Source organism: Paenibacillus sp. FSL R5-0345, from assembly GCF_000758585.1.
Taxonomy (GTDB): domain Bacteria; phylum Bacillota; class Bacilli; order Paenibacillales; family Paenibacillaceae; genus Paenibacillus_AQ.
Map to the genome: position 1 here is coordinate 2,330,660 of NZ_CP009281.1, position 25,737 is coordinate 2,356,396.

The 25,737-nt window shown below is 46.0% G+C and carries 22 protein-coding genes; 21 read left to right on the plus strand and 1 reads right to left on the minus strand.

The features are described 5' to 3' along the window. The first annotated feature begins 8 nt into the window (after positions 1-8). The 4 genes from R50345_RS09960 to nspC all read left to right on the plus strand — a co-directional run bounded on the left by R50345_RS09960 (position 9) and on the right by nspC (position 4,428). The gene (locus R50345_RS09960; RefSeq protein WP_042126163.1) at positions 9-404 is read left to right on the plus strand and encodes a GntR family transcriptional regulator; all 396 of its coding nucleotides are present in this window, start codon (positions 9-11) and stop codon (positions 402-404) included. 12 nt (positions 405-416) lie between these two features. After that, positions 417-1,811, plus strand: a complete 1,395-nt coding sequence (locus R50345_RS09965; protein WP_042126165.1) for a DUF5808 domain-containing protein — start codon at positions 417-419, stop codon at positions 1,809-1,811. Between the two features lie 270 nt (positions 1,812-2,081). Continuing rightward, positions 2,082-3,281 (plus strand): saccharopine dehydrogenase family protein, encoded by a 1,200-nt coding sequence (locus R50345_RS09970; protein ID WP_042126167.1) that lies wholly within the window; start codon positions 2,082-2,084, stop codon positions 3,279-3,281. 10 nt (positions 3,282-3,291) lie between these two features. Further along, a complete protein-coding gene (gene nspC, locus R50345_RS09975; RefSeq protein ID WP_042126170.1) occupies positions 3,292-4,428 on the plus strand; it encodes a carboxynorspermidine decarboxylase in 1,137 nt (378 codons plus the stop codon). A 46-nt stretch (positions 4,429-4,474) separates the two neighbouring features. Here nspC and R50345_RS09980 read toward each other — a convergent pair whose 3' ends face one another. Further along, positions 4,475-5,995: a stalk domain-containing protein gene (locus R50345_RS09980; protein WP_042126171.1), complete on the minus strand. Its 1,521-nt coding sequence runs from the start codon at positions 5,993-5,995 to the stop codon at positions 4,475-4,477. Between the two features lie 299 nt (positions 5,996-6,294). Between R50345_RS09980 and R50345_RS09985 the strand changes: the two genes are divergently transcribed. The 17 genes from R50345_RS09985 to R50345_RS10065 all read left to right on the plus strand — a co-directional run bounded on the left by R50345_RS09985 (position 6,295) and on the right by R50345_RS10065 (position 25,727). After that, entirely contained in the window at positions 6,295-6,918 is a 624-nt protein-coding gene (locus R50345_RS09985) for a deoxynucleoside kinase (RefSeq protein WP_042126173.1), read from the plus strand. Next, positions 6,915-7,568, plus strand: coding sequence for a deoxynucleoside kinase (locus tag R50345_RS09990; protein ID WP_042126175.1), 654 nt, complete (start codon positions 6,915-6,917; stop codon positions 7,566-7,568). Before R50345_RS09985 ends, R50345_RS09990 begins: the two co-directional genes overlap by 4 nt. A gap of 344 nt (positions 7,569-7,912) precedes the next feature. After that, on the plus strand, positions 7,913-9,538 hold the full coding sequence (locus R50345_RS32200; RefSeq protein ID WP_269321986.1) for a collagen-like domain-containing protein: 1,626 nt from the start codon (positions 7,913-7,915) through the stop codon (positions 9,536-9,538). Positions 9,539-9,792: 254 nt separating this feature from the next. Continuing rightward, entirely contained in the window at positions 9,793-11,202 is a 1,410-nt protein-coding gene (locus tag R50345_RS10000) for an extracellular solute-binding protein (protein WP_042126177.1), read from the plus strand. A gap of 566 nt (positions 11,203-11,768) precedes the next feature. Further along, positions 11,769-13,427 (plus strand): extracellular solute-binding protein, encoded by a 1,659-nt coding sequence (locus tag R50345_RS10005; RefSeq protein ID WP_042126180.1) that lies wholly within the window; start codon positions 11,769-11,771, stop codon positions 13,425-13,427. Between the two features lie 108 nt (positions 13,428-13,535). After that, complete coding sequence (locus R50345_RS10010) at positions 13,536-14,501, plus strand: ABC transporter permease (RefSeq protein ID WP_081954051.1); 966 nt, start codon at positions 13,536-13,538, stop codon at positions 14,499-14,501. 77 nt (positions 14,502-14,578) lie between these two features. After that, positions 14,579-15,457: a carbohydrate ABC transporter permease gene (locus R50345_RS10015; RefSeq protein ID WP_042126182.1), complete on the plus strand. Its 879-nt coding sequence runs from the start codon at positions 14,579-14,581 to the stop codon at positions 15,455-15,457. Positions 15,458-15,521: 64 nt separating this feature from the next. Further along, positions 15,522-16,586 carry a zinc-dependent alcohol dehydrogenase gene (locus tag R50345_RS10020; protein WP_042126184.1) on the plus strand — a complete coding sequence of 355 codons (1,065 nt, stop codon included), beginning with the start codon at positions 15,522-15,524 and terminating at the stop codon, positions 16,584-16,586. Next, positions 16,583-18,448, plus strand: a complete 1,866-nt coding sequence (locus R50345_RS10025) for a WD40 repeat domain-containing protein (protein ID WP_042126186.1) — start codon at positions 16,583-16,585, stop codon at positions 18,446-18,448. Before R50345_RS10020 ends, R50345_RS10025 begins: the two co-directional genes overlap by 4 nt. Positions 18,449-18,486: 38 nt before the next feature. Beyond that, positions 18,487-19,551 carry a glycosyltransferase family 4 protein gene (locus tag R50345_RS10030; protein ID WP_042126188.1) on the plus strand — a complete coding sequence of 355 codons (1,065 nt, stop codon included), beginning with the start codon at positions 18,487-18,489 and terminating at the stop codon, positions 19,549-19,551. Between the two features lie 50 nt (positions 19,552-19,601). After that, positions 19,602-20,507 (plus strand): Gfo/Idh/MocA family protein, encoded by a 906-nt coding sequence (locus R50345_RS10035; RefSeq protein WP_042126191.1) that lies wholly within the window; start codon positions 19,602-19,604, stop codon positions 20,505-20,507. A 32-nt stretch (positions 20,508-20,539) separates the two neighbouring features. After that, complete coding sequence (locus R50345_RS10040) at positions 20,540-21,541, plus strand: Gfo/Idh/MocA family protein (RefSeq protein ID WP_231574124.1); 1,002 nt, start codon at positions 20,540-20,542, stop codon at positions 21,539-21,541. Beyond that, entirely contained in the window at positions 21,538-22,542 is a 1,005-nt protein-coding gene (locus R50345_RS10045) for a Gfo/Idh/MocA family protein (protein WP_042126193.1), read from the plus strand. Before R50345_RS10040 ends, R50345_RS10045 begins: the two co-directional genes overlap by 4 nt. Before the next feature lie 42 nt (positions 22,543-22,584). Continuing rightward, a complete protein-coding gene (locus tag R50345_RS10050; protein ID WP_042126195.1) occupies positions 22,585-23,241 on the plus strand; it encodes an RraA family protein in 657 nt (218 codons plus the stop codon). 24 nt (positions 23,242-23,265) lie between these two features. After that, positions 23,266-24,027, plus strand: a complete 762-nt coding sequence (locus R50345_RS10055) for an SDR family NAD(P)-dependent oxidoreductase (protein ID WP_042126197.1) — start codon at positions 23,266-23,268, stop codon at positions 24,025-24,027. Positions 24,028-24,048: 21 nt separating this feature from the next. Beyond that, entirely contained in the window at positions 24,049-24,939 is an 891-nt protein-coding gene (locus tag R50345_RS10060; protein ID WP_156114774.1) for an SMP-30/gluconolactonase/LRE family protein, read from the plus strand. Positions 24,940-24,956: 17 nt separating this feature from the next. Next, entirely contained in the window at positions 24,957-25,727 is a 771-nt protein-coding gene (locus R50345_RS10065) for an SDR family NAD(P)-dependent oxidoreductase (RefSeq protein WP_042126198.1), read from the plus strand. Positions 25,728-25,737 lie beyond the last annotated feature (10 nt).

A 25,737-nucleotide genomic window follows, 5' to 3' on the forward strand; every position in this document is an offset into this window, starting at 1 on the left:
AGGATAAAATGATCATTACGCTTGATTTTAAAAGTGATACGCCAATCTATGTACAACTCCGAAATGAAATCGTGATTGGGATAGGCTCAGGTGAACTGGCGGATGGGGAGAAATTACCGACAGTGCGGCAAATGGCTGAAGATTTAGGTATAAATGCAATGACCGTGAACAAAGCATACGCAATTTTGAAGAATGAAGGCTTCATATCTATAGATCGCAGGCATGGTGCAACAGTTGCTCCTATAGGGAATGGACATCCAGAGTTTAAGGAGAAGCTGGAAAATGAACTTCGCTTAGTCATCTCGGAGGCTAGTGTAAAAGGGATTGGACGGGAGGAGTTTATGCAAATGTGTGCCGGAATCTTTTCATCGGTATCGTTTAAGTCTACATCCATCACGGAATAGGGGGACGCTCAGATGGCTATTTTCTTCTTTTTTATAGCTGTGTTTATTTTTGTGATTATGCTTCTGACGTTTATGAGCACCTTGAAGCCTAAGGACAATCTGTGGTTTGGGGTTAGTTTTCCGTGTTATGCTCTTGAGGATGAACGTCTGCGCGAACTGCGAATCTCAACTGGGGAGATGTACAAAAAGTATGGATTCTTATTAATTTTACTCTTGATTCCTATCTTATTTTTAAGCTCCTATATATCTCTTTCACTGATCTTTTTTTATGTTTGGACGTGTGCAATGGTGCTTCTGCTTCGAATTCCCTTCATAAAAGCACATCGTGCGGCTACACAGTTGAAGCGGGAGAATGAGTGGTTCGTGGGAGAGAAGCGAATGGTTAGAATAGATACTAAGCTATCCCTGCTAAAAAAGAAAATGGGCCTTTCTTTATACTGGTACATAATTCCTACCCTGATTGCTGCGTTATCTTTTACGATTCCGGTTCCGAAGGGAAGTATTGAAATTCTTCGAATGGCTGGTGGCACAGCATTAGGGTTGACTGTGTTTTTCTTTGTTATTGCAGTATCCTTTAATCGAATGAAGCCTAAAGTGTACACGGACAACAGCGAGACTAATATCCTGCTTAATCAGACTAATCGTAGATATTGGTCCCTGCTCTGGTTTGGCATGGCTATAATCAATAGCTGCATCGCCGTAATTACGGTATATGCCCTCTCCTTAAATGGGACAGCTTCAACTATAGTATGGAGTCTGGGCATCTTCTTTGTCTCTGTTGTTCCGGTCCTAGGGATCTTTTACGTCCATTATAAATTGAAGCAATTTGAAACAACGCTCCTTAAAGGAGAACATGAAATTCTTTATACGGATGATGATGAATATTGGATCAATGGGACAACGTATAATAACCCCAATGATCGTTCTGTTATGGTTCCGAAGCGTCTTGGGATTGGTACTACGATTAATATTGGGACAAAAACGGGTAAGAGTATATATTACGGCCTCTTTGTATTCGTTGCATTGCTGTTGATCGGGACGGGGTGGATGGGCGTCCAGGCTGATTTCTCAACACCTACATTAACTGCAGATGGAAAGGGTACCGTTTCGATTAAATATCCGATGTACAACTACAGCTTCGCTATGAAAGATGTGCAAGAGCTTAAGCTTGTGGACAGTTACCCTTCAGGAGGCCGAAGAACAAATGGCGTAGCGACGGATACGGTAGCTATTGGAAACTTTAAGTTTGAGGAGTACGGAAAGAGTAAAGCATATCTTGTTAAAAATTCTCCGCCGTATATTGTGATCAAATTACCAGAGGTGTATGTGCTCTACAACGCCAAAGATGCCACTGAGACTGAACGTACTTATGCGGAACTGCAGAAAGGGAGTGGAATTTTTCATTGAAATTAAAATAAATCGTATGAAGTAGAACCCTCTTGTGATAGAATAATCTAGTTGTCCTAGTTTCCGGAAATTTACTCCATTCCAACGATTTTTATGGGATGTATAGGTGGATAATCGAGGAAATATGAGCATTCAAGAGTATTAACAAGAATCCTTGGAGATTTTACACAATAAACATCATTTTTTGTCGGTTTTTATTGATTTATTCAAAAATATTATGTATAATCAGCCTTGTTGATTTTGCAAATGGAATTTTAGGAGGTTTTTATTTTGGGAAAAGCGTTAATTATTGGCGCTGGCGGTGTTTCCAGTGTTGTTGTTCACAAATGCTGCCAGAACCCGGATGTATTTGAAGAGATCTGCATAGCTAGCAGAACTGTCGCGAAATGTGACGCTCTGAAAGATAAATTAGCCGGAGGCCGCACGAAGATTTCTACTGCTCAGGTCGATGCAGATAATACGGACGAAGTCATTGAACTGATCAAGAGCTTTGAGCCGGATGTCGTTATTAATGTCGCTCTCCCATATCAGGACCTGACAATCATGGATGCGTGCCTGGCAACAGGAGTACACTATGTGGATACTGCCAACTATGAACCACAAGATACAGCGAAATTTGAATACTCTTGGCAGTGGGCTTATAAAGAAAGATTTGAAAAAGCAGGCCTTACCGCGTTGCTTGGTAGTGGATTTGATCCAGGTGTAACGGGCGTGTTCACAGCTTACGCTCAAAAGCACTATTTTGATGAGATTCATACCATTGATATTGTAGACGCCAATGCTGGTGATCACGGATATCCATTTGCAACAAACTTTAATCCTGAAATCAATATTCGTGAAATTACAGCCAATGGCCGCTATTTCGAGAATGGCGAGTGGATTGAAACTGCACCGCTTTCTGAGAAAAAGGTATATGATCTTCCGGAAATTGGACCAAAGGATATTTATCTTTTGTATCATGAAGAATTGGAATCCTTGGCTGTTAACATCAAGGGTGTGAAGAAGATCCGTTTCTGGATGACCTTCTCGCAGAACTACCTGACGCATTTGAAAGTGCTTGAGAATGTTGGCATGACTTCTATCGAGCCTATCATGTATGAAGGTAAAGAGATCGTTCCTCTACAATTCTTGAAGGCGATTTTGCCTGACCCGGCTTCCTTGGGACCAAGAACAAAAGGTAAAACAAACATTGGATGTATCATCCAAGGAACCAAAGACGGAAAGCCGAAAACTTATTATGTATACAATGTTTGCGATCATGAAGAGTGCTATGCAGAGGTTGGCTCCCAAGCCATTTCCTACACTACAGGCGTTCCTGCAATGATCGGAGCGATGTTAATTATAAAAGGTATCTGGAAGAAACCAGGCGTGTTCAACGTTGAAGAGTTCGATCCAGATCCATTCATGGAAGCTTTAAATAAACATGGTCTGCCTTGGCAAGAAGATTTCTCGCCAACGCTGCTAGACTAAGGCGCGAGAAATGGATATTGATATCAGCGCAGTCCCGTCACCATGTTACCTTGTAGATGAAAGATTGCTTACACGTAATCTTGAGATTATGAATTCTGTACAGGAACGCACTGGAGCAAAGATTTTGCTCGCGCAAAAAGGCTTCTCCATGCATTCCTTGTATCCGTTAGTTGGGAAGTACTTGCATGGTGTAACCTCAAGCTCCTTGTTCGAAGCCAGACTTGGTTATGAAAAAATGGGCAAAGAGGTTCATGTATACGCACCAGCTTATATAGATAGTGAGTTTGATGAGCTCCTTGGATACTCCGATCACATTGTGTTCAATTCTTTTGACCAGTGGAATCGATTCAAGGATCGCGTAAAGAGCGCACCGAAGCACATCAGCTGCGGCATTCGAGTGAATCCGGAATATTCCGAGATCGAAGTTCCGCTGTATGATCCGTGCTACAATTATTCCAGAATGGGAGTAACTCTGCCTAACTTCAGACCGGAAGAGCTTGAGGGCATTGATGGACTACACTTCCATACCATGTGCGAACAGAATTCGGATACACTTGAGCGTACGCTTAAGGTAGTCGAAGAGAAGTTCGGACCTTATCTCAAAGGAATGAAATGGCTTAATTTCGGTGGCGGTCATCATATTACACGTCCTGACTATGACCTGGAGACCCTGGTCAAATGCATTCTGCACATGAAAGAGACTTACGGTGTGGAAATCTATCTGGAGCCGGGTGAGGCAGTAGCTCTTAATACCGGATATCTGGTAGCTACCGTTCTCGATGTGATGCATAACGGCATGGACATTGCGATTCTAGATACCTCGGCAGAGTGCCATATGCCGGATGTACTGGCTATGCCGTACCGTCCGAACATTATCGATGCTGGACAACCTGGAGAATATCCTTATACGTACAGATTAGGTGGAATGACTTGCCTAGCGGGAGACGTTATCGGAGATTATTCTTTCAAGGAGCCTTTGAAATACGGTGATAGACTCGTATTCCTTGATATGGCCCATTATTCCATGGTGAAGAACCATATGTTTAATGGCGTGAACCTGCCTTCCATTGTTAGTTACAATGAAGAAGAGGGAATCAAAGTAATCAAACAGTTCGCTTTCGAAGATTTCAGCGGACGTTTATCTTAAGAATAAAAAGGTGTCCCGTGATGGGACACCTTTTTTTGATTACTCCTTATTGCATCGTGATGGCGATGCGCTCCTCTTGTGGGAGCCACTCCACATTTGCTCCGAGTTGCTCACTTATAAAGCGAAGTGGCAGATACATCGAACCGTTTACGATGAAGGGTAGTGTAGGAAGATTTACGGTTGTATTGTTCACCATTGTCGCTCCAGTTACACCGTTAATACTGATGGCGAGAGCCGGTTTATCTGTAGCGGCTCGTGTGATCATAATTTGTTTATCTATTGTTTTCGCAGCTGTAAAGTTCTCTTTATAGGTAATTGTGGCTCCTAATTTTTCGAACAGCGATCGAAGCGGGACGAAATTTTGTCCGTTTCGAGTAATAACTCCATTTGAGAGTGGGATAGATTCTCCATTTAAGGAGATTGAAATAGGCTTTTGCACTGGAACGGGCCCGGCATGGCTGAATTCATAGTCGCCATAGCCCAGCTGTGCGTCCTTATTGACACCCCAGCCCCAGAGTGAGCCGTCTTTCTTTTGCATGATGATATGTCGTCCGCCTTTCTTTAGGCTACTTATTTCTTTTTCGAGAAGTGTGAATTTTGAATCTGCGGGCATCATTTCGTTCTCAATAGAAGTTTGATAGACGTTTCCTTCCCCGGTTAACGCAACAATAGACCGCTCTACGATGTAAGCATCAACTACATTCTTGATCCCTTTTAGAAGAATCGGTGGTTGTTCATGATAGGTTGTTCCGTCTGAGGAACCTGTAATGGTAGCGCCCCAGAACCATAATTGAGAGGCTCCATCAATGGCTAATAGGCTGTTCTGATTTCCTTTTAAACTTTTAATATTACTGATTCCCTTGAGAGGGGTCGCAGATAGATCTATTGGAGCTCCTTGGTTATTGTAATAATCTTGGACTGGCCAACTCCATATGGAGCCGTCCTTTTTAAGTGCCAGATTGTTTTTAATTTGAATAATATCCGTTAAATTCAGGATGGTTTCGAAGCTTTCGAAGTCATCGCGTGTAGTAGAAACAGTTCCATCTTTCTTTAAGAACACGTAACGTGTCCAGCTCTTATGAAGATCAGACTCATAGTAACCGCCCACAGCGGCCACGTTATCGACGCCGGAAACCGGTGTGAACGCGGAGGTAGTGAGTCCATCGGATGAAAGGGGGGCACTTAGAATCGTCCCGTCTCCTTTAAGGGCTATCGTTCTATTTCCCGTCATGAATATATCGACCAGATTGTCTAGCTCTTGAACGGGGGTCACTTTAACAGTTTCAGAGTATGCCGATGTTCTCCATTGCCAGACCGAAAGGTCTTTCTTCATTACATATTGTGAACCAAAGTATGCTTGTACCTCATTCAGGTCATGGATTTGCGTAGGGACGGAGCGATTACCTCCCCATACCCAAAAGGAACCATCTGTTTTGGTCAGATAATCCGCGCCATACGAAGTGAGGTTGGTAGTCGTGGTTGGGTTCTCTGCAGCTGCAGCTGCGCTTACGTTAGAGGCGAGGCTTAATACTAGAACAGCACTAACCATGCTGAGCCATTTTTTCATAGGAATACCTCTCTTTTCTTTATTAGATAATTTTGATATGTTCACGCTATAATCCATTATCTTACATTTAGACGCTAGAACTACTGGAAAAGTTTCTTCATATTTACCCACTCACAAGAAAGGTCTCATGTGATACAATAATTTAGTCTGTTTTTATAAACATAAAAGAAAGTATAAGTTTCACACTATACTTTGTTCTTATATTTCCCGCTTAAACTTACCGTTCTTGTAAGGACGCCGAAGGCGTTTATGCTTGAATGCTATTGAAAGGTTCGTATCTGAGGAGGAAGTCAGCGTCAATGAAACATGCACCGTTTATTGCAGTAGAAGGCCCAATCGGGGCTGGCAAAACAACATTAGCTTCTATGCTAGCAGAGGAATTAAATTTACCGATCATTAAAGAGATTGTCGATGAGAATCCGTTTCTGGCTAAATTTTATGAGAACATGGACGATTGGAGCTTTCAACTGGAGATGTTTTTTCTTTGTAATCGGTATAAGCAGCTTGAAGATACCGTTACACAGTACATAGATAAAGGGATCCCGGTCATTTCGGATTACCATATTTATAAGAACCTCATCTTTGGAGAACGAACACTGAACGGAACGAAACGTGAGAAGTATCGGCAAATTTATCATGTGCTTACGGATGACCTGCCAAAGCCGAATATCATTCTCTATATTAAAGCCAATTTAGATACGTTATTAACCAGAATTGAAAAACGTGGGCGTCCCTTTGAAGAGGGGATGGATACTGCGTATTTGGAGCAATTAATTAAAGATTATGATGACGCGATGGCCTCTCTAGCAATTCAGGAGCCTTCGACCGTAATTATTACCATTGATGGAAATGCAGTCGATTTCGTGGAGAATCCAGAACACTTCACTGAAATTGTCTCTTATATAAAGGAGCTAATGAAATGAATTCATATCATATCCCGGAAAACGCCATAATTACCGTGGCTGGAACTGTCGGGGTGGGGAAATCCACTTTAACAGGCGCCTTGGCCAAAAGACTTAATTTTCAAACCTCGCTAGAGCAGGTTGATCACAATCCTTATCTCGAAAAGTTCTATCATGATTTTGAGAGATGGAGCTTTCACTTGCAAATCTATTTTCTTGCTGAACGTTTTAAAGAGCAGAAGAAGATGTTCGAACTCGGCGGTGGTTTTGTTCAGGACCGTTCCATCTATGAAGATACCGGTATTTTTGCGAAAATGCATGCAGATCAAGGTACAATGTCCAAAATAGACTATGAAACCTACACCAGCCTGTATGAAGCTATGGTTATGACGCCATACTTCCCGCACCCTGATGTGCTGATTTATATTGAAGGCAGCTTGCCTTCCATCCTGACCCGAATTAATGAACGTGGCCGTGAGATGGAAATTCAAACGGATGTTTCCTACTGGGAGCATATGCATGGCAGATATTCGAAATGGATTAACGAGTTTACGGCTTGCCCAGTGCTTCGTTTGAACATTGATGATTATGATGTAAATGATGAGGCTTCGATGTCTGATATTCTTGTGAAGGTGGGCAATGCGATTCGTAAGCCTGTCGACAAAAAATAATAATTGATTATTAGAAGCTCCCAGGGTTTGGGGGCTGTTTTTTTATGAGATCAGAAAGCGAATTAAGTGATATAAACTGAGTTTGAGGTAGAATTAATAAAAAAAAAAAAAAGACCCAAATCATAGATATGGGTCTAATAGGGAAGTGTCAGTTGTCCTAGTAATAAAATACGAAAAGCAATCCAAATTGGTGTGGACATTGTAGTATGCTCAAGGGCGACATCCTATATTTGTAGCCCTTTTTTCTGGATATAGATTCCAGTCTAGTGAAAACTAGTTATTGGTCCATGTCTAAAATTAATAAGATGCGTACACTGAACTATCTTTATAGGGAGGTGTACGTATTGAGTTGTCCAGACGATAAAAAATGTCATAAGAAAAAAATCGCCAATGTATATCCTTCGAAAAGAAAAAGAAAAGAACATCGTCGAAAAGTTATTAAGAAAATTGTGCAAGTCACATGTCCTCCGCCTGAAGTGAACGTTACCACTCCAACAGTCGTTGGTGCTACAGGACCTAAAGGAGCACAAGGGATCCAAGGAGTGCAAGGGGCCCAAGGCGTACCGGGACCCCAAGGACCACGAGGACTCGAAGGAGCAGAAGGGCCTCAAGGTCCCGCCGGTGGCCCCCCAGGACCCCAAGGACCTCACGGTCAACCTGGGCCAGCGGGAGCAATGGGTCCACAGGGTATAGCGGGACCCGTTGGTCCTCAAGGGGAGCAAGGAGTACCGGGCACACAAGGACTCCTAGGTCCTCAGGGTCCACAAGGTATACCTGGTCCTGCTGGAGCTATAGGACCTCAAGGTTTTGTAGGTGCAACCGGATCTACTGGAGCAACCGGAGCACCGGGAGCACCGGGAGCACCGGGATTAGCGGGAGCAACCGGAGCACCGGGAGCAGTCGGAGCGCCGGGAGTAGCGGGAGCAACCGGGGTAACCGGAGCACCGGGAGCAGTCGGAGCGCCAGGAGTAGCGGGAGCAACTGGGGCAACCGGAGCACCGGGAGCAGTCGGAACGCCAGGAGTAGCGGGAGCAACTGGGGCAACCGGAGCACCGGGAGCAGTCGGAACGCCAGGAGTAGCGGGAGCAACTGGGGTAACCGGAGCACCGGGAGTAGCGGGAGCGCCAGGAGTAGCGGGAGCAACCGGGGTAACCGGAGCACCGGGAGCAGTCGGAGCGCCGGGAGTAGCGGGAGCAACTGGGGCAACCGGAGCACCGGGAGTGGCGGGAGCAGCAGGAGCAACCGGAGCAACCGGGGCACCGGGAGCAGTCGGAGCGCCAGGAGTAGCGGGAGCAGCAGGAGCAACCGGAGCAACCGGGGCACCGGGAGCAGTCGGAGCGCCAGGAGTAGCGGGAGCAACTGGGGCAACCGGAGCACCGGGAGTAGCGGGAGCAGCAGGAGCAACCGGAGCAACCGGGGCACCGGGAGCAGTCGGAGCGCCAGGAGTAGCGGGAGCAACTGGGGCAACCGGAGCACCGGGAGCAGCAGGAGCAGCAGGAGCAACCGGTGCGCCAGGAGTCGCAGGAGCAACCGGAGCAGCAGGAGGAGTACTAGGCTTTGCTGATTTTTTTGCCCTGATGCCCCCTGATAATGCAGCAACTGTAGCACCGGGAACAGACGTGAGTTTTCCTCAAGATGGCCCTACCAGCGGGACGACAATTGCAAGAACGGGTCCTAGTTCTTTTAACTTAGCAGCAATAGGGACTTATCAGGTATTATTTCAGGTTAGTGTAACGGAAGCAGGCCAACTCATCTTGACTCTTAATGGCGCAGATCTCGCCTATACGGTAGTTGGACGTGCGACAGGTACATCAGAAATTGTAGAAATGGCTATAGTTCAAACAACGGTCATTAATACCATACTGACAGTTAGGAATCCAGCTGGTAATTCCACTGCACTTACTATTACTCCTCTCGCTGGAGGAACAAGATCTGTTTCAGCACATCTCGTTATTACACAATTAGCATAGCGAAATCTCTTACGTATAGATAATTTGGAAGTTTGCCACCTCTAATCAGGTGGCTTTTCTAATTATTGAATTAAAGGAAGGGTGCACACGAAGTTCCAGCCCTTCACCCATGACATCTCTCGGCTGAAGCAGAGGGGAATTTACTTAACTTAAAATTTTTGGGAAAATGGGTATTTTTATTTGACTTCAAATCAGAGCTGACGCAAAATAAGAGGGAGATGATGTAAATTTGGATTTTTCGGGGAGAATTGTACATGAATAATAAATCAGGTCGTCATTCCTTCCGAGAGCGACTCGATCATATGGTGGGTAAGCTTCGTACGGATATCCTAAGTGGAGTGCTGCAGCCAGGTGCTTATCTGCCAGCAGAGAGTACACTAGCTAAGCAATTTGAGTTAAGTAATAAATCGGTCAGAAGAGGGCTGGATGTGCTTGTCCAGGAAGGTCTTATTGTCAAAATCGACCGTGTCGGCAGTAAGGTTATGGAGTCTGTGCAGGAGAGGATCCGTATTCATTTTGGCTGCAGCTCCTCGCTGTCCAAGGACTTTCTGCTGGATGATCTAATTGGTGAATTTCATCGACTGCATCCCGGTATTCATATTCTTCCGCTGGCTCTGAATGATTTTGACCATGTGAATTCTGCGGTGGAGTTGATCAATAATGGGATGCTCGATGCTGTATCGCTGAATAGCACGCAATTTCAGGAATTGGCTGAAAATGGTTCAGCGGACTTACTGGAATCGCTTGAGCCTGATCCTGAATTATATCCAATTGCGACGGAAGCTTTTTATCATGAAGAGCAGTTGTATGCCTATCCGATTTCATTCTCCCCCGTGGTGCTATGCTACAACAAGGCCCATTTTCGGGAAGCGGATCTGCCGGAGCCGGACAGCTATTGGACTTGGGATGACTTGATTGAGGCGGCTCGTCAGTTGGCGGAGAAACGTGGACGACATGCCATTTATTTTGTGCCTGCTTCTGAGAATCGTTATTCTGTATTCCTGCTGCAGAGCGGTATTCAAACCGTGGCAGACGGGATCGAGCACCGTACGCTTAGTCCGGAGACGGCTAATAGCCTTAGTGTGTATAGTCGGCTTGTGAATAACCATCAGATTTTCCCGAAATATCTTGCTGGCAATCATGAAGATGAGACGATCTCATTGTTTGTCCAAGAGCAGGTTTCGATGATTCTGACGACTTTTTTTAATTTAAATGAATTTAAGGAATTAACGCTCGATTATGATCTTGCACCGTTACCTAGGCTGAAATCAAAAGATCCACAGAAGACGCTATTGGTGACGATCGGAGCAGCTGTGGTCGGGAATTCAAGACAAAAGGAAGCGGCTCGTCAATTCGTCAACTTCCTTGCTTCCGTAGAAGCACAGAAAATTATTCGGGAGCGCACAGTAAGTATTCCAGCTCGAAAGCGGATCGCTGAGATGAGCACGGCGGATCATTTGAATCGTCCTTCGAGATATCTGATGTACAGAGAGCTATTTCCAACCTTCTCCTACCTTAAAGATTTAGGGCTTCCTATTGCTGTTCTAAAGAGCTTTCGTAAGTTGTTGAACGCTTATTGGTCAAAGATGATTGATGAGGAAACACTTCATGAAGAGTTGAGTGTCTTGATTTCGGAACAGGATGCTGCCGATCAGAAGGTTTAGACCTTTTTTCTTGAGATTGATGTTCTCTGTAAAATTAATGAAACGCGTGATGATGGTGCTTTGAGGCCATTATTACGCATTTTTTTCAGAAAAAAAAGTATATATTGCGCGCTATATCTTATCTGTATAAGATCAGAGTCGGCTTATTTGAAGCGTTTATATATAGGTAATTTTGTAAGCGTTTTCTATTAAATTTGAGGGTTTTCTACATTTTGCGACAGGTACATGTTATATAAGGTTACACTTATTAGAGATATTTCTTATTATTATATTGACATCATGTAGGCTGGAAAATATAATAAAATACATCAGATATATATCAGATTGGTGAAATAAAAGATCTGATACTCTGAAATGTAAATCAAAAAGAAGTCAGAACAGATGTTTTCGTCTAATTTAAGGAGAAAAAAGGGTAGTGAAAGGAGGATATCCCCTACAAAAGGTTGTTTGCAGAATAATCACTCATTTAAAAATTTATTAATGTATTGTTGATTCCTTCTGATTGATGTTAGTGAATATATCATAATGATTATCTTATTTTTTAGTTATTAATAGGGGGTTGAATTATGAATGTTGCTAAAAGGAAATTAGCTCTGCTGCTGCCTGTCCTATTGTCACTAGTGACGCTCGTATCTGCTTGCGGCGGTTCGAATACTAAAACGGACAATACCGCAGATCCTACTGCGGAGGTTCAGAAGGCTACGCAAGCTCCCGTTAAGGAAGGGAAAACAGTAGGCGGTCTTCAGCTCCCGATTGTTTCAGATAAGCTAGAACTGTCACTTTGGTCACCAAGCGGCGGCAATTTTAGAGGAACTAATTTTAATGAGAAATTATCCTTTCAGCAAATGGAAGAGAACACTAACATTCATATCGACTTTCAACATAGTACGGAAGCCAGTGCGGAAGCTTTTAGCCTATTAATGTCATCTGGTAAGCTGCCGGACATTATCTACAATGATCTATGGGGCACGGATTCCGGAAAATATGGTACACAAGGCGCGCTGCTTCCTCTGGAAGATTTAATTGAGAAAAATGCGCCAAACTTCAAGAAAATCCTCGACGACAACCCGGATATCCGGGGACAAATCACTTCGCCTGAAGGCCACATTTTTTACCTACCTAATCTCGTTCTTGATTCACAGGATCTCACTCAAATGTTCCCGCAAGTGCGTAAAGACTGGATCGATAAGCTGGGTCTATCTATGCCGGAAACTACGGAAGATTGGTATAACATGCTCAAAGCATTTAGGGAGCAGGATGCCAACGGAAATGGCAAGAAGGATGAAATTCCACTGGTCACGGTTAACTTGGAAAATATCATGATGTTATTCGCTCCTGCCTTTGGTGTTGACTACGGATTCTTCGTGGATAACGGCCAAGTGAAATACGGTCCGAACGATCCGAAATTCAAGGATGTCGTAACCTATCTGCACCGTCTTTACGATGAACAATTGCTCGACCCGAACTATCTGGTAGATACCACATTCCAGACCCTGACTGAGAAAGTGACTACTGATGTGGCAGGGGCATGGTTTGGTTGGTCTGGTTCCTACATGGGGAACTTTACTACTTTAATGGAGGGTAAACATCCGACCTTCAAAATTGCACCGGCCATTCCACCAAAAGGACCAAACGGTGATCAACGTCATGTCTCCTTCCGCTGGCAGGCAGCAGCACACGGATTGGCGGTCTCCTCGCGGACCGAGCATCCTGAGGAAGTGATGAAATGGCTGGATTATCAATACTCAGAGGAAGGCATTCTTTTGAACAACTTTGGGGTTGAAGGCAAGTCCTATGATCTGGTAAACGGAGAGCCTATTTATAAGAAAGAAGTGACTCATCCAACCAATGGTCTCACGAATACACAGGAACTGCTGAACCATACGATCGGGGGCGGAAGCTGGGCTACAGTAGCGGATACCAGATATGCTGAGCAGATCCGAGAAGCTAACGGACAGACGGAAAATCCACTCGAGTTATACAGTGACTATATTGATTTTGATAGCAAGCTGCCTCCAGTCCAATTCACAACAGAGGAAAACGATGTAGTTGTTCCTTTGATGGCTGATATTCAGACCTATGTAGCAGAGACAATTAATGCCATGATCATGGGGCGCCAAAAGATTGAAGACTATGACAAAGTGATGAAGCAGCTTGAGAAGATGGGGATTAACGATGTGCTAAAAGAGTATCAGGTTGCATACGAGCGATTTAAAGGGAAATGATTCAGCTTGTAAGAGGTTGTCGTGGGCCGAGCGGTTCAGAGATTTCTAAGTGACCGCTCGCCGCATGACAGCTATGACTAACGCCAGTGTCCGGGAGAGGAGAACTATATGGCTGTACCTGTAAAAGTCGCTAAAGTTGAAAGCAGGAAGCTTCCGGTCAAGAGGAGTCCGATTCCCTGGAAGCGGATAGCCTCCAATCGCTATCTGTATCTCATGTTACTCCCTACGGTTTTGTATTTTCTGATTTTTGAATACAAGCCGATGTATGGGGCGATCATTGCCTTTAAGAATTTCAATCCCTACTTGGGGATCACGGATAGTCCTTGGGTGGGCTTCAAGAATTTCGAGAAGTTTTTCGAAAGCTATTATTTTCTCAGACTGCTTAAAAATACCTTCTTAATGAGCTTCTACTCGCTCATCTTCATTTTTCCTGCTTCACTTGCTTTTGCCCTGCTACTCAATGAGCTGCGGCTCAAGAAGCTGAAGTCCTTTTTGCAGACCGTGTCTTATTTGCCGCATTTTATTTCGCTCATCGTCATTTGCGGGATGATTATTGATTTCACCAAGCCCGGAGGAATTATTAACAGCCTGTTGCTTGGCATCGGCCTGATCTCTGAGCCTATCCAGTTCCTGATTCTGCCGGAATGGTTTCGAACGATCTATGTGGGTTCTGGCATGTGGCAGAGCCTAGGCTGGAATTCAATTATTTATTTAGCAGCGTTATCTGGTATCAATCCGAGCCTGTATGAAGCTGCAGTTGTAGATGGAGCAGGGCGATGGAAACAGCTAACGAATATAACGCTGCCTGGGATTCTCCCTACGGTCCTAATTCTCTTGATTCTGAATGTCGGTACCCTGCTGAATGTGGGCTGGGACAAAATTATATTGCTCTACAATCCAGGAACGTACGTCACTGCGGATGTTATTTCAACATTTGTCTATAGACGAGGTGTGATGGAAGCGAATTATAGTTTTTCTGCGGCGGTTGGATTATTCAATTCTGTAATTAACTTCACATTGCTCGTGCTAGCTAATCGGATCAGCCGAAAAACAACTGAAAGCAGCCTATGGTAAGCATAACTTCCGATGCGAGTTTTGTACGAAGTAACTTCAATGAAGAATAGCTCACAAAACTTTTAGGAGGGTAGACAATGGTTGTGAAACGCAGTATGGGTGAAATCATATTCGACAGCTGCAATGTGCTGTTTCTAATCTTGTGTTCTTTCCTGTTCCTGTACCCGATGTGGTACGTGCTGGTTTCCTCATTCAGTGATGCACATGCTATTGCTGCGGGGAAGGTAAGCTTCTTTCCAATCGGCTTTAATCTGGATGCTTACAAGCTGGTATTTGAGGATACGCGGGTCTGGACAGCTTACGGAAATACTTTCTTTTATGTCATTGTCGGTACGTTGATTAATCTTGTGCTTACTACACTTGGTGCCTATCCTCTGTCCAGAAAGAATCTGGAGGGGAGAAATGTCATAATGGCTTTTATTGTGTTCACGATGTTTTTTAGTGGTGGCTTAATTCCGGCGTATCTGAATGTCCGTGAGCTTGGCTTGTATGATACACGGTGGGCGCTGCTGTTACCTGGTGCGGTTAGTGCTTTTAATTTGATAGTGATGCGGACTTTCTTTCAGTCTATCCCTGATAGTTTAATAGAGTCTGCCAAAATAGACGGCGCCCATGATTTCAGAATTCTGCTGCGGATCGTGCTTCCGCTCTCTATGCCGGTTCTGGCGGTTATGACCCTCTTTTATGCCGTAGGCCACTGGAACAGTTGGTTCTCGGCCATGATTTATTTACAGGATCGGAATTTGTTCCCGCTCCAATTGATATTGAGAGAAATCCTGATTCAATCCTCTGCGCAAAATATGCTGGCAGGTGTTACCCAAGATGAGGTATTTCGGATCAGTGAATCTATTAAATTCGCTACGATAATCATTGCTACCGTTCCCATTCTGATGATCTATCCATTTTTACAGAAATATTTTGTAAAAGGCGTAATGATCGGTGCGTTGAAGGAGTAACACCCATAGAGAAGATGCTGCATGTGACGGAATCGTTTCTGAAGCAGTCGGGAGGAGAAGACATATGAAGGCGGTAATATCTCAGGAAGGACAGATTCGCATGTCGGATGTTCTGACACCAGTCATTGAAGATGGATTTGTACTAGTCCAGACTGAATATTCGGCAATTAGCCCCGGAACGGAAATGATGATGAATGGCCTGCACCGTACGCAACAAATTGTACTTGGATACAGTGCAGCAGGTGTAATCCGAACACGTGGGAAAGGAATGGAGCACTGGCCTGAGGGTCTTCGGGTAGCTTGTTACGGCGGTCCTTATGCGAAGCATGCAGAATGGCTGCTAATGCCTCAGCATCTGATGGTGCCCATTCCTGATCATGTAAGTTCGGAGGAAGCATCGACAGTAGGGCTTGGAGCTATTGCAGTACATGCGGTAAGGCAGGTTGCACCGCAGTTTGGAGAGACACTTGTATTGATCGGTGCCGGAATTCTTGGGCAGTTGATTGCGCAGATCGCTAAGGCGGCAGGATGCCGAGTGATTGTCTATGATTTACTTGCAGAGCGCTGTGAGATGGCCGAAAGATTGGGGATTAGACATATCGCTACTAGCACAGAGAAGGTAAAGGAACATCTTGCTAACCTGACGGAGGACATGGGAGCAGATGCAGTCATCGTCTGTGCAGGCGGCAAAACCGGCGACCTTATTGATCAAGCACTAGAGTGGGTACGGGATCGCGGAAAGGTACTATTGGTTGGAGATATTAAACCGGATTTCTCTCGTGATCTGATGTTCGGTAAGGAAGCTCAAGTGCTGATTTCTAGAGCCGGCGGTCCCGGACGATATGATCCTATCTATGAGCGGCAGGGGATTGACTACCCTTATGGCTACGTACGATGGACAGAAGGACGTAATATGGCTGAATATATTCGGTTAATCTCCGAAGGCGATATTCAGGTTAAACCATTAATTAGTGCGATATTCCCGGTCGAGCGTTGTGAAGAAGCCTTTAGGCGTTATGCAGAGGATCCAGTGGATTTGTTGGGAGCAGTATTAGCTTATCCTGCGGCAGTTTCTGGGGCGGAAGTGAAGGTGAAGGAACAGCTGGCAAAAGAAGGCGGGAGCAGATGAAGACGCTGCGGATCGGTGAGCCACTGGACGGTGTGGCGGTTTGGGCCACGGCTTATGGAACATGGCAAGGAGCAGACCGGATATATGCTGTTTCTTCTGGTAGTCCATGCATATTGTTTGTTCTGGATCCTAGCGGCGAACAAGCGCCAGAACGTTATGCGCTCGAAGGCTCGGATCATTGCTGGGGTGTAGTCTTAACAACTAGCGGAGTGTATATCGGGGGAAGCGGCATTTTGTACAGGTTCACTCATGAAAATGGTGTGGAGAACCTGGGTGAGATGATTCCCGGTGAATTCTATACGTGGCGGTTGGCAGCGGATGAACAAGGAAGGGTCTATGGAGGATGTTATCCTGGTGGGAAAGTGTTCCAGTATGATCCAGTGACAGCAGTGTTTAGAGATTACGGGGTAATGGTGACTGGAGAACAGTATGCTCGTTCTATGGAAGCATGGAACGGTAAGCTCTATGTGGGAGTTGGAACACAAACCCCACATATTGTTGTACTGGATACGGCTTCGGGTGAACGCTCGGAAATTGGGATGCCAGATGAATGTCAGGGTGAACAGCTGGTCTATGACTTAAATATCGTTCAGGGCAAGCTATTTGCCCGGATCACACCGTCTGCAAAATTGTACATTTATGATCTGGAACTACAGGCGTGGGGCGAAACTCTGGATCATGTGAGTGGACTTAGTGTTTCGCCGCCGGATGCGTTGGGAAATGTGTACTTCATTAAAGATGACTATTTGCAGCGATATGATATCCGGACTGGAAGCCTGTTCGTTACTTCCCTAGCTATGCCGGAGCCGGCGGGAGACTATGGATGGCTGAATAACCATGCTCTAAATCCGAATGCACGCTGCTTAACTGGTGTATACAGGGACGGGAGTTGCTGGATTTACGATCCGGTGACGGATCGACATATGGTGATGGACTTCGGTCTGCAAGGTCAATCGGTCCATTTACAGTCCATGACCTACGGGCCTGACGATGCTCTTTATATCGGAGGGTATTTCGCAGGTGGGCTGGCCAGATTCGATAAGGCAGCCGACGAGATCATTTCATATCGGGGCATTGGCCAGACCGAAGGGATGATAGCTGGAAGTGGTTGTTTATATTTAGGCGTTTATCCGCGAGCAAATATTTTTAAGTATGACCCGAACAGGGACTGGAAGCCGGGTGAGAATCCAGAACTGCTATTTTCCTTACAGGAAGAGGAGCAGGACCGCCCTTTTGCTTGGGCTTGGGCAGGAGAAGAGCTCGCGATTGGAACGGTTCCTTCCTATGGTCGGCATGGAGGAGCGTTGACACTGTACAATCCTGCTAGCGGTGCACGTGAGGTGTTTAGAAATCTTTTGCCGCAGCAGAGTGTAGTATCCTTGGTCAGTAGAGATCAGCTGTTGTTTGCTGGAGGGTCTGTTTGGGGCGGACTTGGGATTGCTCCCCAGCGTGCGGATGCCTCTCTAATGATTTGGGATATGGAGAAGCGCTGCAAAGTATGGGAAGGTGTACCGTTGCAAGGGGAAAGGGCTATTTCTGCTTTGGTTCTAGATGATGCAGGGCAGCTTTGGGGTTTGACGGCAGGTAAGTTATTTCGGTTCGATCCACAGCTTAAGTGTACTGTAAAAACTTACTCATTGTTCCCCATGGACTGGAATGTTGTGACTCATTTTTGGCGTAGCGGTAATGAACTGCTCTATAAGGAAGGCATGCTTTACGGCGTATCGATGAATCGCTTGTTCAAGTTTGATGTACTGAGTGAGGAGCTTGAGGTGCTTAATGACGATGCGCGGCTGCTGACGATGGACCGTGAGGGCGATCTATATTTTGCTAGAACTACAGAATTATATTGGATGGGCTAGATAGGTCTGCACTATCCTTGGTGAAGGGTGGAAGGATGATGAGAATATTATATTTTTATAAATTCTGTATTCTGGGCGGGGTAACCACTCAACTTGCGAATAGATTTAAATTTTTGCGTCAGCATTCGGAAGTGCATTTTGCCTTTCTAGAGGATTACGGCGGGGCGAGCGCTTTTGAGGGATACGAGCATGTCCGAATTCTGGGGACGGTTGAAGAGATTAAGCGCTACATGGAAGTCTATGATTTCGATGTCATTATTACTATTGATACTTACGAGCTGTATGAAGCGCTTGGGCCTGTACAAGAGGGAAAGGTTATTATTCATGAGGTACATACCACCTATTCCGAACCCTTGCGGAAGTTGGCAGCAACGAAAGATAGTCTGCCTTTTCACTATGTGATCACTCCATCCGCTTACATGAAGGATTATTTGGACAGCATCGGGATAACGGGTGCTTATCATATTAATAATTGTCTGGATGCCGATTTGTTCCGATATGAAGCGGGGATTGAGCAGGAGCCTGTCACTATTTTGTGGGTGGGTAAACTGGATGATCACAAGAACTGGTCGTCCTATTTGAACATTGCTGGAAAGCTGAATGCCAAGATACCAGAGCTGCAATTTATGCTTGTTGGGGGATATACTGCTCCCGATGAGATCAAGAAACAGCTGATGGTAAAGGTAGAACAACAGGGGATTAAGCATTTCAAGTGGATTCCCAAAGTGGACTACGATGAGATGCATCGCTATTATTCATCGGTCGCGCAGAGTGGCGGGTTATATGTTAGTACCACAATTAATGAATCTTTTGGAATGACTGTACTGGAGGCGATGGCCTGCAGCTGTCCCGTAGTGGTTCCGAGTGTAGGGGCGTTGCCGGAATTATTGGATGGTCCGTTGAGTGTTTCCTTGTACGAATCAGGCAATGAAGCGGAATGTGTGAATAGATTGAGCGCGCTGCTGGAGCAGAATAGCCTGAGAGAAGGCTTGAAGTCCTTAGGAGAACAGAAAGCCAGAACTACTTACAGCATCGAACAAGTTGGAAAAGAATACATGGAATTACTTGAGAGGTTCAGAGAAGAACGTCTAATTTCTAAATAAGCAGGTCACTCTATGGGGTTGTTACCAACCGAATAAGAGGTGTTGTTGAAATGGAAGAGCTGCTGATTGGTATGGTTGGTATGGACACTTCGCATAGCAGGATATTCGCGGCAATGCTAAATGATGTATCCCATCCGTTGTATATTCCGGGTGGCAGGCTACACTGCGGTTATCCGGGAGGTTCTCCTGATTTCGAGCTAAGCTATTCAAGAGTAAGCCTAATTAGCAGTGAATTGCAGGAACAATATGGTGTTGAACTGCTCAATTCTATAGAAGAAGTTGCGGAGAGATCCCATGCGATTCTACTGACTTCTGTAGATGGGAGAGTGCACAAGGAACAGTTCGAGGTGCTGGCTCCTTACGGAAAACCGATATTTATTGACAAGCCGTTAGCGGTTACTTCTGAAGATGCGAAGGCGATTGTGGAAATGGCGGAGAGGTATGGAACGCCATTTTTCTCCAGCTCTATGCTCCGTTTCGGTGGACCGCTGGTAGCTCTCTTAGGGGATGAAAGTGCAGGTGCAATCCTTGGAGCGGATTGCTCTGGACCGCTTGATTTCCAGCCGACACAACCGGGGTTGTTCTGGTACGGAATTCATTCTGCTGAGATGTTATATGCCGCACTTGGAGAAGGCTGTTATTCGGTACGTGTCATCTGTAACGATATGCAAGAATGGGTAGTCGGTCAGTGGAAGGACGGGCGAATCGGGACGATTCGCGGGAACCGTACAGGCGGCTCAGATTTCTATATCGTACTGCACCGTGAACGGGGCAGTAACGGAGTTAACGCGCTCGGAGCAAATTACAACGCAGGACATCAGCAATTACTGAAGAACTTTATAGCTATGGCGCGAGGGGATGCTCCACCGGTACGACCTTCTTTAACGCTAGAGCTGATTCGCTTCATCGAAGCGGCCAACGAAAGTCGGGTAAGCGGAGCTAATATTCTTCTGTAAAGGAAAACACAATCTGCAAGGAGTGAAGTGAATTGATTAGGACAGCAGTCATTGGATGTGGCGGTATGGGAACTGTTCATGCGGACCGTTACAAGTCCATGCCCGAAGTAGAACTTGTAGCTGTATGTGACATCGTTGAAAAAGCCGCTGAGGTGTTAGGGAATTTAGTGGGCGTTAGCTATTTTACTTCCGTACAAGAGATGCTTGAGCAGGTGAAGCCAGAGGTGGTCAGTATTGCAGTGCCGACCTATTTACACGTATCCCTGGTACGGATAGCTGCTGATCATGGCGTGCATGTAATCTGTGAGAAGCCGCTCGCACTCACTTCGCAGGAAGCAGAAGAAGCTATTCGCTACTGCAGCGAGCGCGGAGTGAGTTTGTTTGTGGGCCATGTCGTTCGGTTTTTTCCTTCATACAGACAGCTTGCGGAGGGAATAAAGCAGCTTGGCAGTGATCAAGGCGGAGTGTACCATGCTAAACGGGCGGGATCGCATCCTGGTAACGTGCAAGCGTGGTTTCGGGACCCGCTTCTTAGCGGCGGTGTCATTATGGATTTAATGATTCACGATATTGATTACATTCGTGGGGCTTTTGGTGAAGCCCGAGAAGTATATGCGTTCGAGCATCAATCGAAAGAAATAAACTATGCTTCAGCCACTTTCCGGTTTAAGAATGGAACCATTGCACAGCTTGAAGCATTCTGGGGTTATCCTGGGTCATTCCATTCCTCCTTTGAATATGCGGATGCGGAAGGAATCATTTCAGGCGGAACCGGCGATGGCGAAAGTCTGCATATTCGCAAATCGATTACAACAGGTTCTACATCGGGATTTGTGGAGACACCTTCGAGTGTGCTGCTGAAGGATCCGTATTATGAGGAATTGGAGCATTTTCTAAGCTGCCTATCAAGTGGGGAAGAGCCGATAGTAACAGCACAGGATGCGCTGGAAGCTGTACGCTGGGCTGAAGCTGCTCAGCAATCGGTAATACTCCATCAACCAGTGAAGCTTGATGTGAAGGGGGATATTCTATGAGCCGTTTGAATATTGGCATGATCAGCTTCGCGCACGCGCATGCTTTTGACTATTTGTCTAGTTTACTGCACATGCCTGAAGTGACGGTTGGTGGAATTGCTGATAAGGTGCCGGAGCGAACGCTAGCGCTCGCAGAACGTCATTCGATTCCCTATTATGCTGACTACAAGGAGCTTCTGTCTGATGCGAATATAGATGCCGTAATTATTTGCTCAGAAAATGTCTATCACGCTGAGTTAACCATCGCTTCGGCCCGAGCGGGCAAGCATGTACTGTGCGAGAAGCCTCTTGGCCTATCGGTAGAAGAAATGCAACGCATGATTTCGGTATGCTCTGAAGAAGGAGTACAGCTTATGACAGCCTTTCCTTGTCGCTTCCTCACTCCGGTTGTTCGGGCTAAGGAATCACTAGATCGCGGCGATATTGGTGAGATTATTGCTTTTAAAGGCACGAATCGTGGTTCTTTTCCAGGACCGAGATGGTTCTCTGATGAAGCTCTATCGGGGGGCGGTGCTGTTCTAGATCATACTGTGCATGTGATGGATCTGATGAACTGGTTCTCTGGTTCTTCTGTAGAACAGGTGTATGCCTATGCGGATACCTTGTTTGATCCAGAGCGCAAGCGGACGATCGATGATGCCGGAATGGTGCATGTTACTTTTGAGAATGGTGTGTTCGGCGTGCTCGATCCGAGCTGGTCGCGCAATCCGGGCTTCCCGACCTGGGGGGATGTGACCCTAGAAATTATCGGCACTAAAGGAGTCATTTCCATTGATGCTTTTAACCAAAAAAACAATGTATACGGAAGATCATCTGGTAAAGGGACCTGGTCCTTTTGGGGTGATGATATGAATGAACTAATGCTGAAGGCTTTTGTACAGGCGCTTTTAGAAGGGGCGGAGGTGCCGATTTCGGGAGTAGACGGACTAAGGTCTACAGAGATCGCGCTTACTGCTTATCAATCTGTTCATGCAGGCCAACCGGTGCGCTTAAATAAATGAGGAAGCTGTGAGCAGAAAACTTTGAGGAGGGTGGAACCGCCTATGAAAGATCAGGAATTGTTCGACAGTATGTGTGAAAAGCTCTACTCTGCGGTAATCTCTGATACGCTGGATCAATTGGGCTATCGTAATCAGGTGATGCGTGAAAATATTAACCCGATAGATCCTACCTGGATCGTCGCCGGAAGAGCAAAGACCATTCTGTCTGTGGATATTCATCATTTGCCGGAAGATCCTTACACGAAGGAGATTGAAGCGGTGGACAGCGTCAAGCCCGGTGAGATTGTCATCGGCTGTACGAATGAATCGCGGCAGAACGGTCTGTGGGGAGAGTTATTGTCTACGGCTTCCAAAATGAGAGGTGGCCGCGGAGCCATTGTAGATGGACTAATCCGTGATACTGCTAAAATTCTGGAGCTTGGCTTTCCTGTCTTTGCTACCGGGACCAAACCTGTTGATTCTCAAGGGCGTGGGATTGTGATTGATTATGACATTCCAGTGCTATGCGGTGGCGTGATGGTCCATCCCGGAGATGTGATCTTTGGTGACCGTGATGGTATCGTTGTGATACCGGGCGGCATCATCGATGAAGTGTTCCAATTGGCTATGGATAAGGTGACTCGTGAGAACCATACACGCGATGAACTGCTCGAAGGATATACCTTACGGCAGGTCTATGATAAATACGGGGTGCTCTGATCAAGAACTGAGGGGGTGATAAACATGAGGCTGGCTGGCAAAAGAGCGCTGGTCACAGGTGCAGCAAGAGGAATTGGACTAGGAATTGCCCTTCGATTTCTGGAAGAAGGTGCTCAGGTGGTGTTGCTGGACCGGAGTGAGGGTGAGCTTCTTACTGCACTGGAAACCATGAAGGATTATGGTGAAAAAGCCGCAGTGGAGGTTTGTGATCTTCGCGATGTGGCACAGCTGGAACAATCTGTTGCCCGAGCCTTTGAAAGATTCGGCGGGATAGATATTGTAGTGAACAACGCCGGAATTGCCTTTCGTGAACACTTTCTCGACATCTCGGTTGAGCATTGGAATGCAGTATTTGATATCAACGTAAAGGCTGTTTTCTTAATCGGTCAGCTTGCCGCAAGGCAAATGATTTCTCAGGGCGGCGGAGGCACTATTATTAACATGAGCTCCAAAAATGGTCTGTCAGCAAGCTCCGAGCTCGCGCATTATAATGCTTCTAAGGCAGCTGTTATACTGCTAACCGAATCGATGGCAGTGGAGCTGGCGTCTTATGGAATTCGCGTAAATGCTGTAGCACCGGGATTTGTGGATACCCCTCTCGACCGTAAGCTGCGCGAAACTTCGAAGCTCCCAGCGTATTCGGAGCATACACCGATGAAGCGGGCGGCAACGATAAGGGAAGCTGCTAATGTATTTCTTTTTCTGGCTTCTGACGAAGCTTCTTATGTAACTGGAGAAACCATTCGTGTGGATGGCGGGCATTTGGCTAATGGTAGTGAGCTGTAAATAGAAGAAGGAGTGAATATTTTGGAAAGTACAGAATTTCAGGCAGAATTGATGATTGATGCTCAGGCTGAGCTTGGTGAAGGGCCGCATTGGGATGCTGAATCCAATCAATTGTATTGGGTCGATATAACGGGCAGGAAGCTTAGAATCTACGACCGGATCACTGGTGATGAAGTCGTTCGCTCTTTTGAACAAATGGTTAGTGCAGCTATTCCTACGACAACAGGAGGAATTCTATTGGCTATGGAAGATGGGGTCTACCTCTCTCGAGCTGAAGGATCGCCGATCCTGCTGACTTCAATAGAAGCGGATCTTCTACACAACAGAGCGAATGATGCGAAATGCGATCGACAAGGACGACTGTGGGTGGGAACGATGAGTATGAACGATGAGCCGAAAGCCGGAGGATTCTACGTCGTGGAGTCTTGTGGGATCACCCGCCAATTGTTGTCCGGCATCGGCTGCTCAAACGGAATGGCTTGGGATTACACACGAAGCAAGATGTATTATATTGATACGCCGACTAGGCAAGTGGATGTGTTTGATTACGAGGAAGCGTCTGGAAGGATAAATAACCGAAGAATGGCATTTCAAATTCCTACAACGAGTGGATATCCGGACGGAATGACAATAGACCGTGAAGGTATGCTTTGGGTCGCCCATTGGGGCGGTGGCTGTGTATCTCGATGGAACCCTGATACAGGTGAACAGCTTGGAGTCATTCGAGTTCCAGCGCCTCTAGTGACCTCATGCGCTTTTGGAGGCGACGATCTAACGGAACTCTACATTACAACTGCAAGGATAGGGATGCAAGAGAAGGAACTGCGAGATTATCCGTTTGCAGGCGGATTGTTTATGGCTAAGCCAGGGGTGAGTGGTCTGCTGCCCGGTAAATTTCAAGCTAAGGAGTAGGATGAGGAGGCAAAGCGATGCGACTCAAAGATAAGATCGTCATTATCACCGGAGCAGGCTCGGGAATTGGAAAAAGCACAGCCGTATTATTTGCCTCAGAAGGAGCTACGATAGTCATTGCCGATGTCCAAGAAGAATCAGGAAAGGCCGCTGTCGCTGAAATAAAGGCGTCGGGCGGAAATGCGCTATTCATCCCCTGTGATGTTACCGATGCAAGCAGTACTACTGGAATGGCTGATCGGGTATTCCAAGCTTTTGGTCAAATCGATGTCCTCTTTAATAATGCGGGGATCAGTGGTGTAGGTACCGTGCATGAGGTTACCGAGGAAGTGTGGGAGAGGGTCATGCGGGTCAATGTGACAGGTGTGTTCTTAACTTGCAAGGCTGTTCTTCCTTATATGATGAAGAGCAAGAAGGGTTCTATCATTAATATGTCCTCTGGCATCGCCGAAATCGGAGTTGCAGAGCGTGCTTCTTACAGTGCTTCTAAGGGCGCAGTTCTATCTTTAACCAAAGCAATGCAAGTCGATTATGCGCCTTACGGCATTCGAATAAATGCGCTGCTGCCCGGTACGATTATGACTCCGTTTGTAGAAGGTTATTTGAAGGCGTCTCTGGATCCGGAGGCTTCGGTTGCAGCCATTAAGCGCAGACAGCTTAGCGGTGAGCTCGGCAAACCTGAGGATGTGGCCAGGGCGGCACTGTTTCTCGCCTCCGATGAGTCTGAGTTTGTAATGGGTTCACCGCTATACGTGGATGGCGGCCTTGTCTTCGGCAAAAATGCATAAAGTAAAGGAG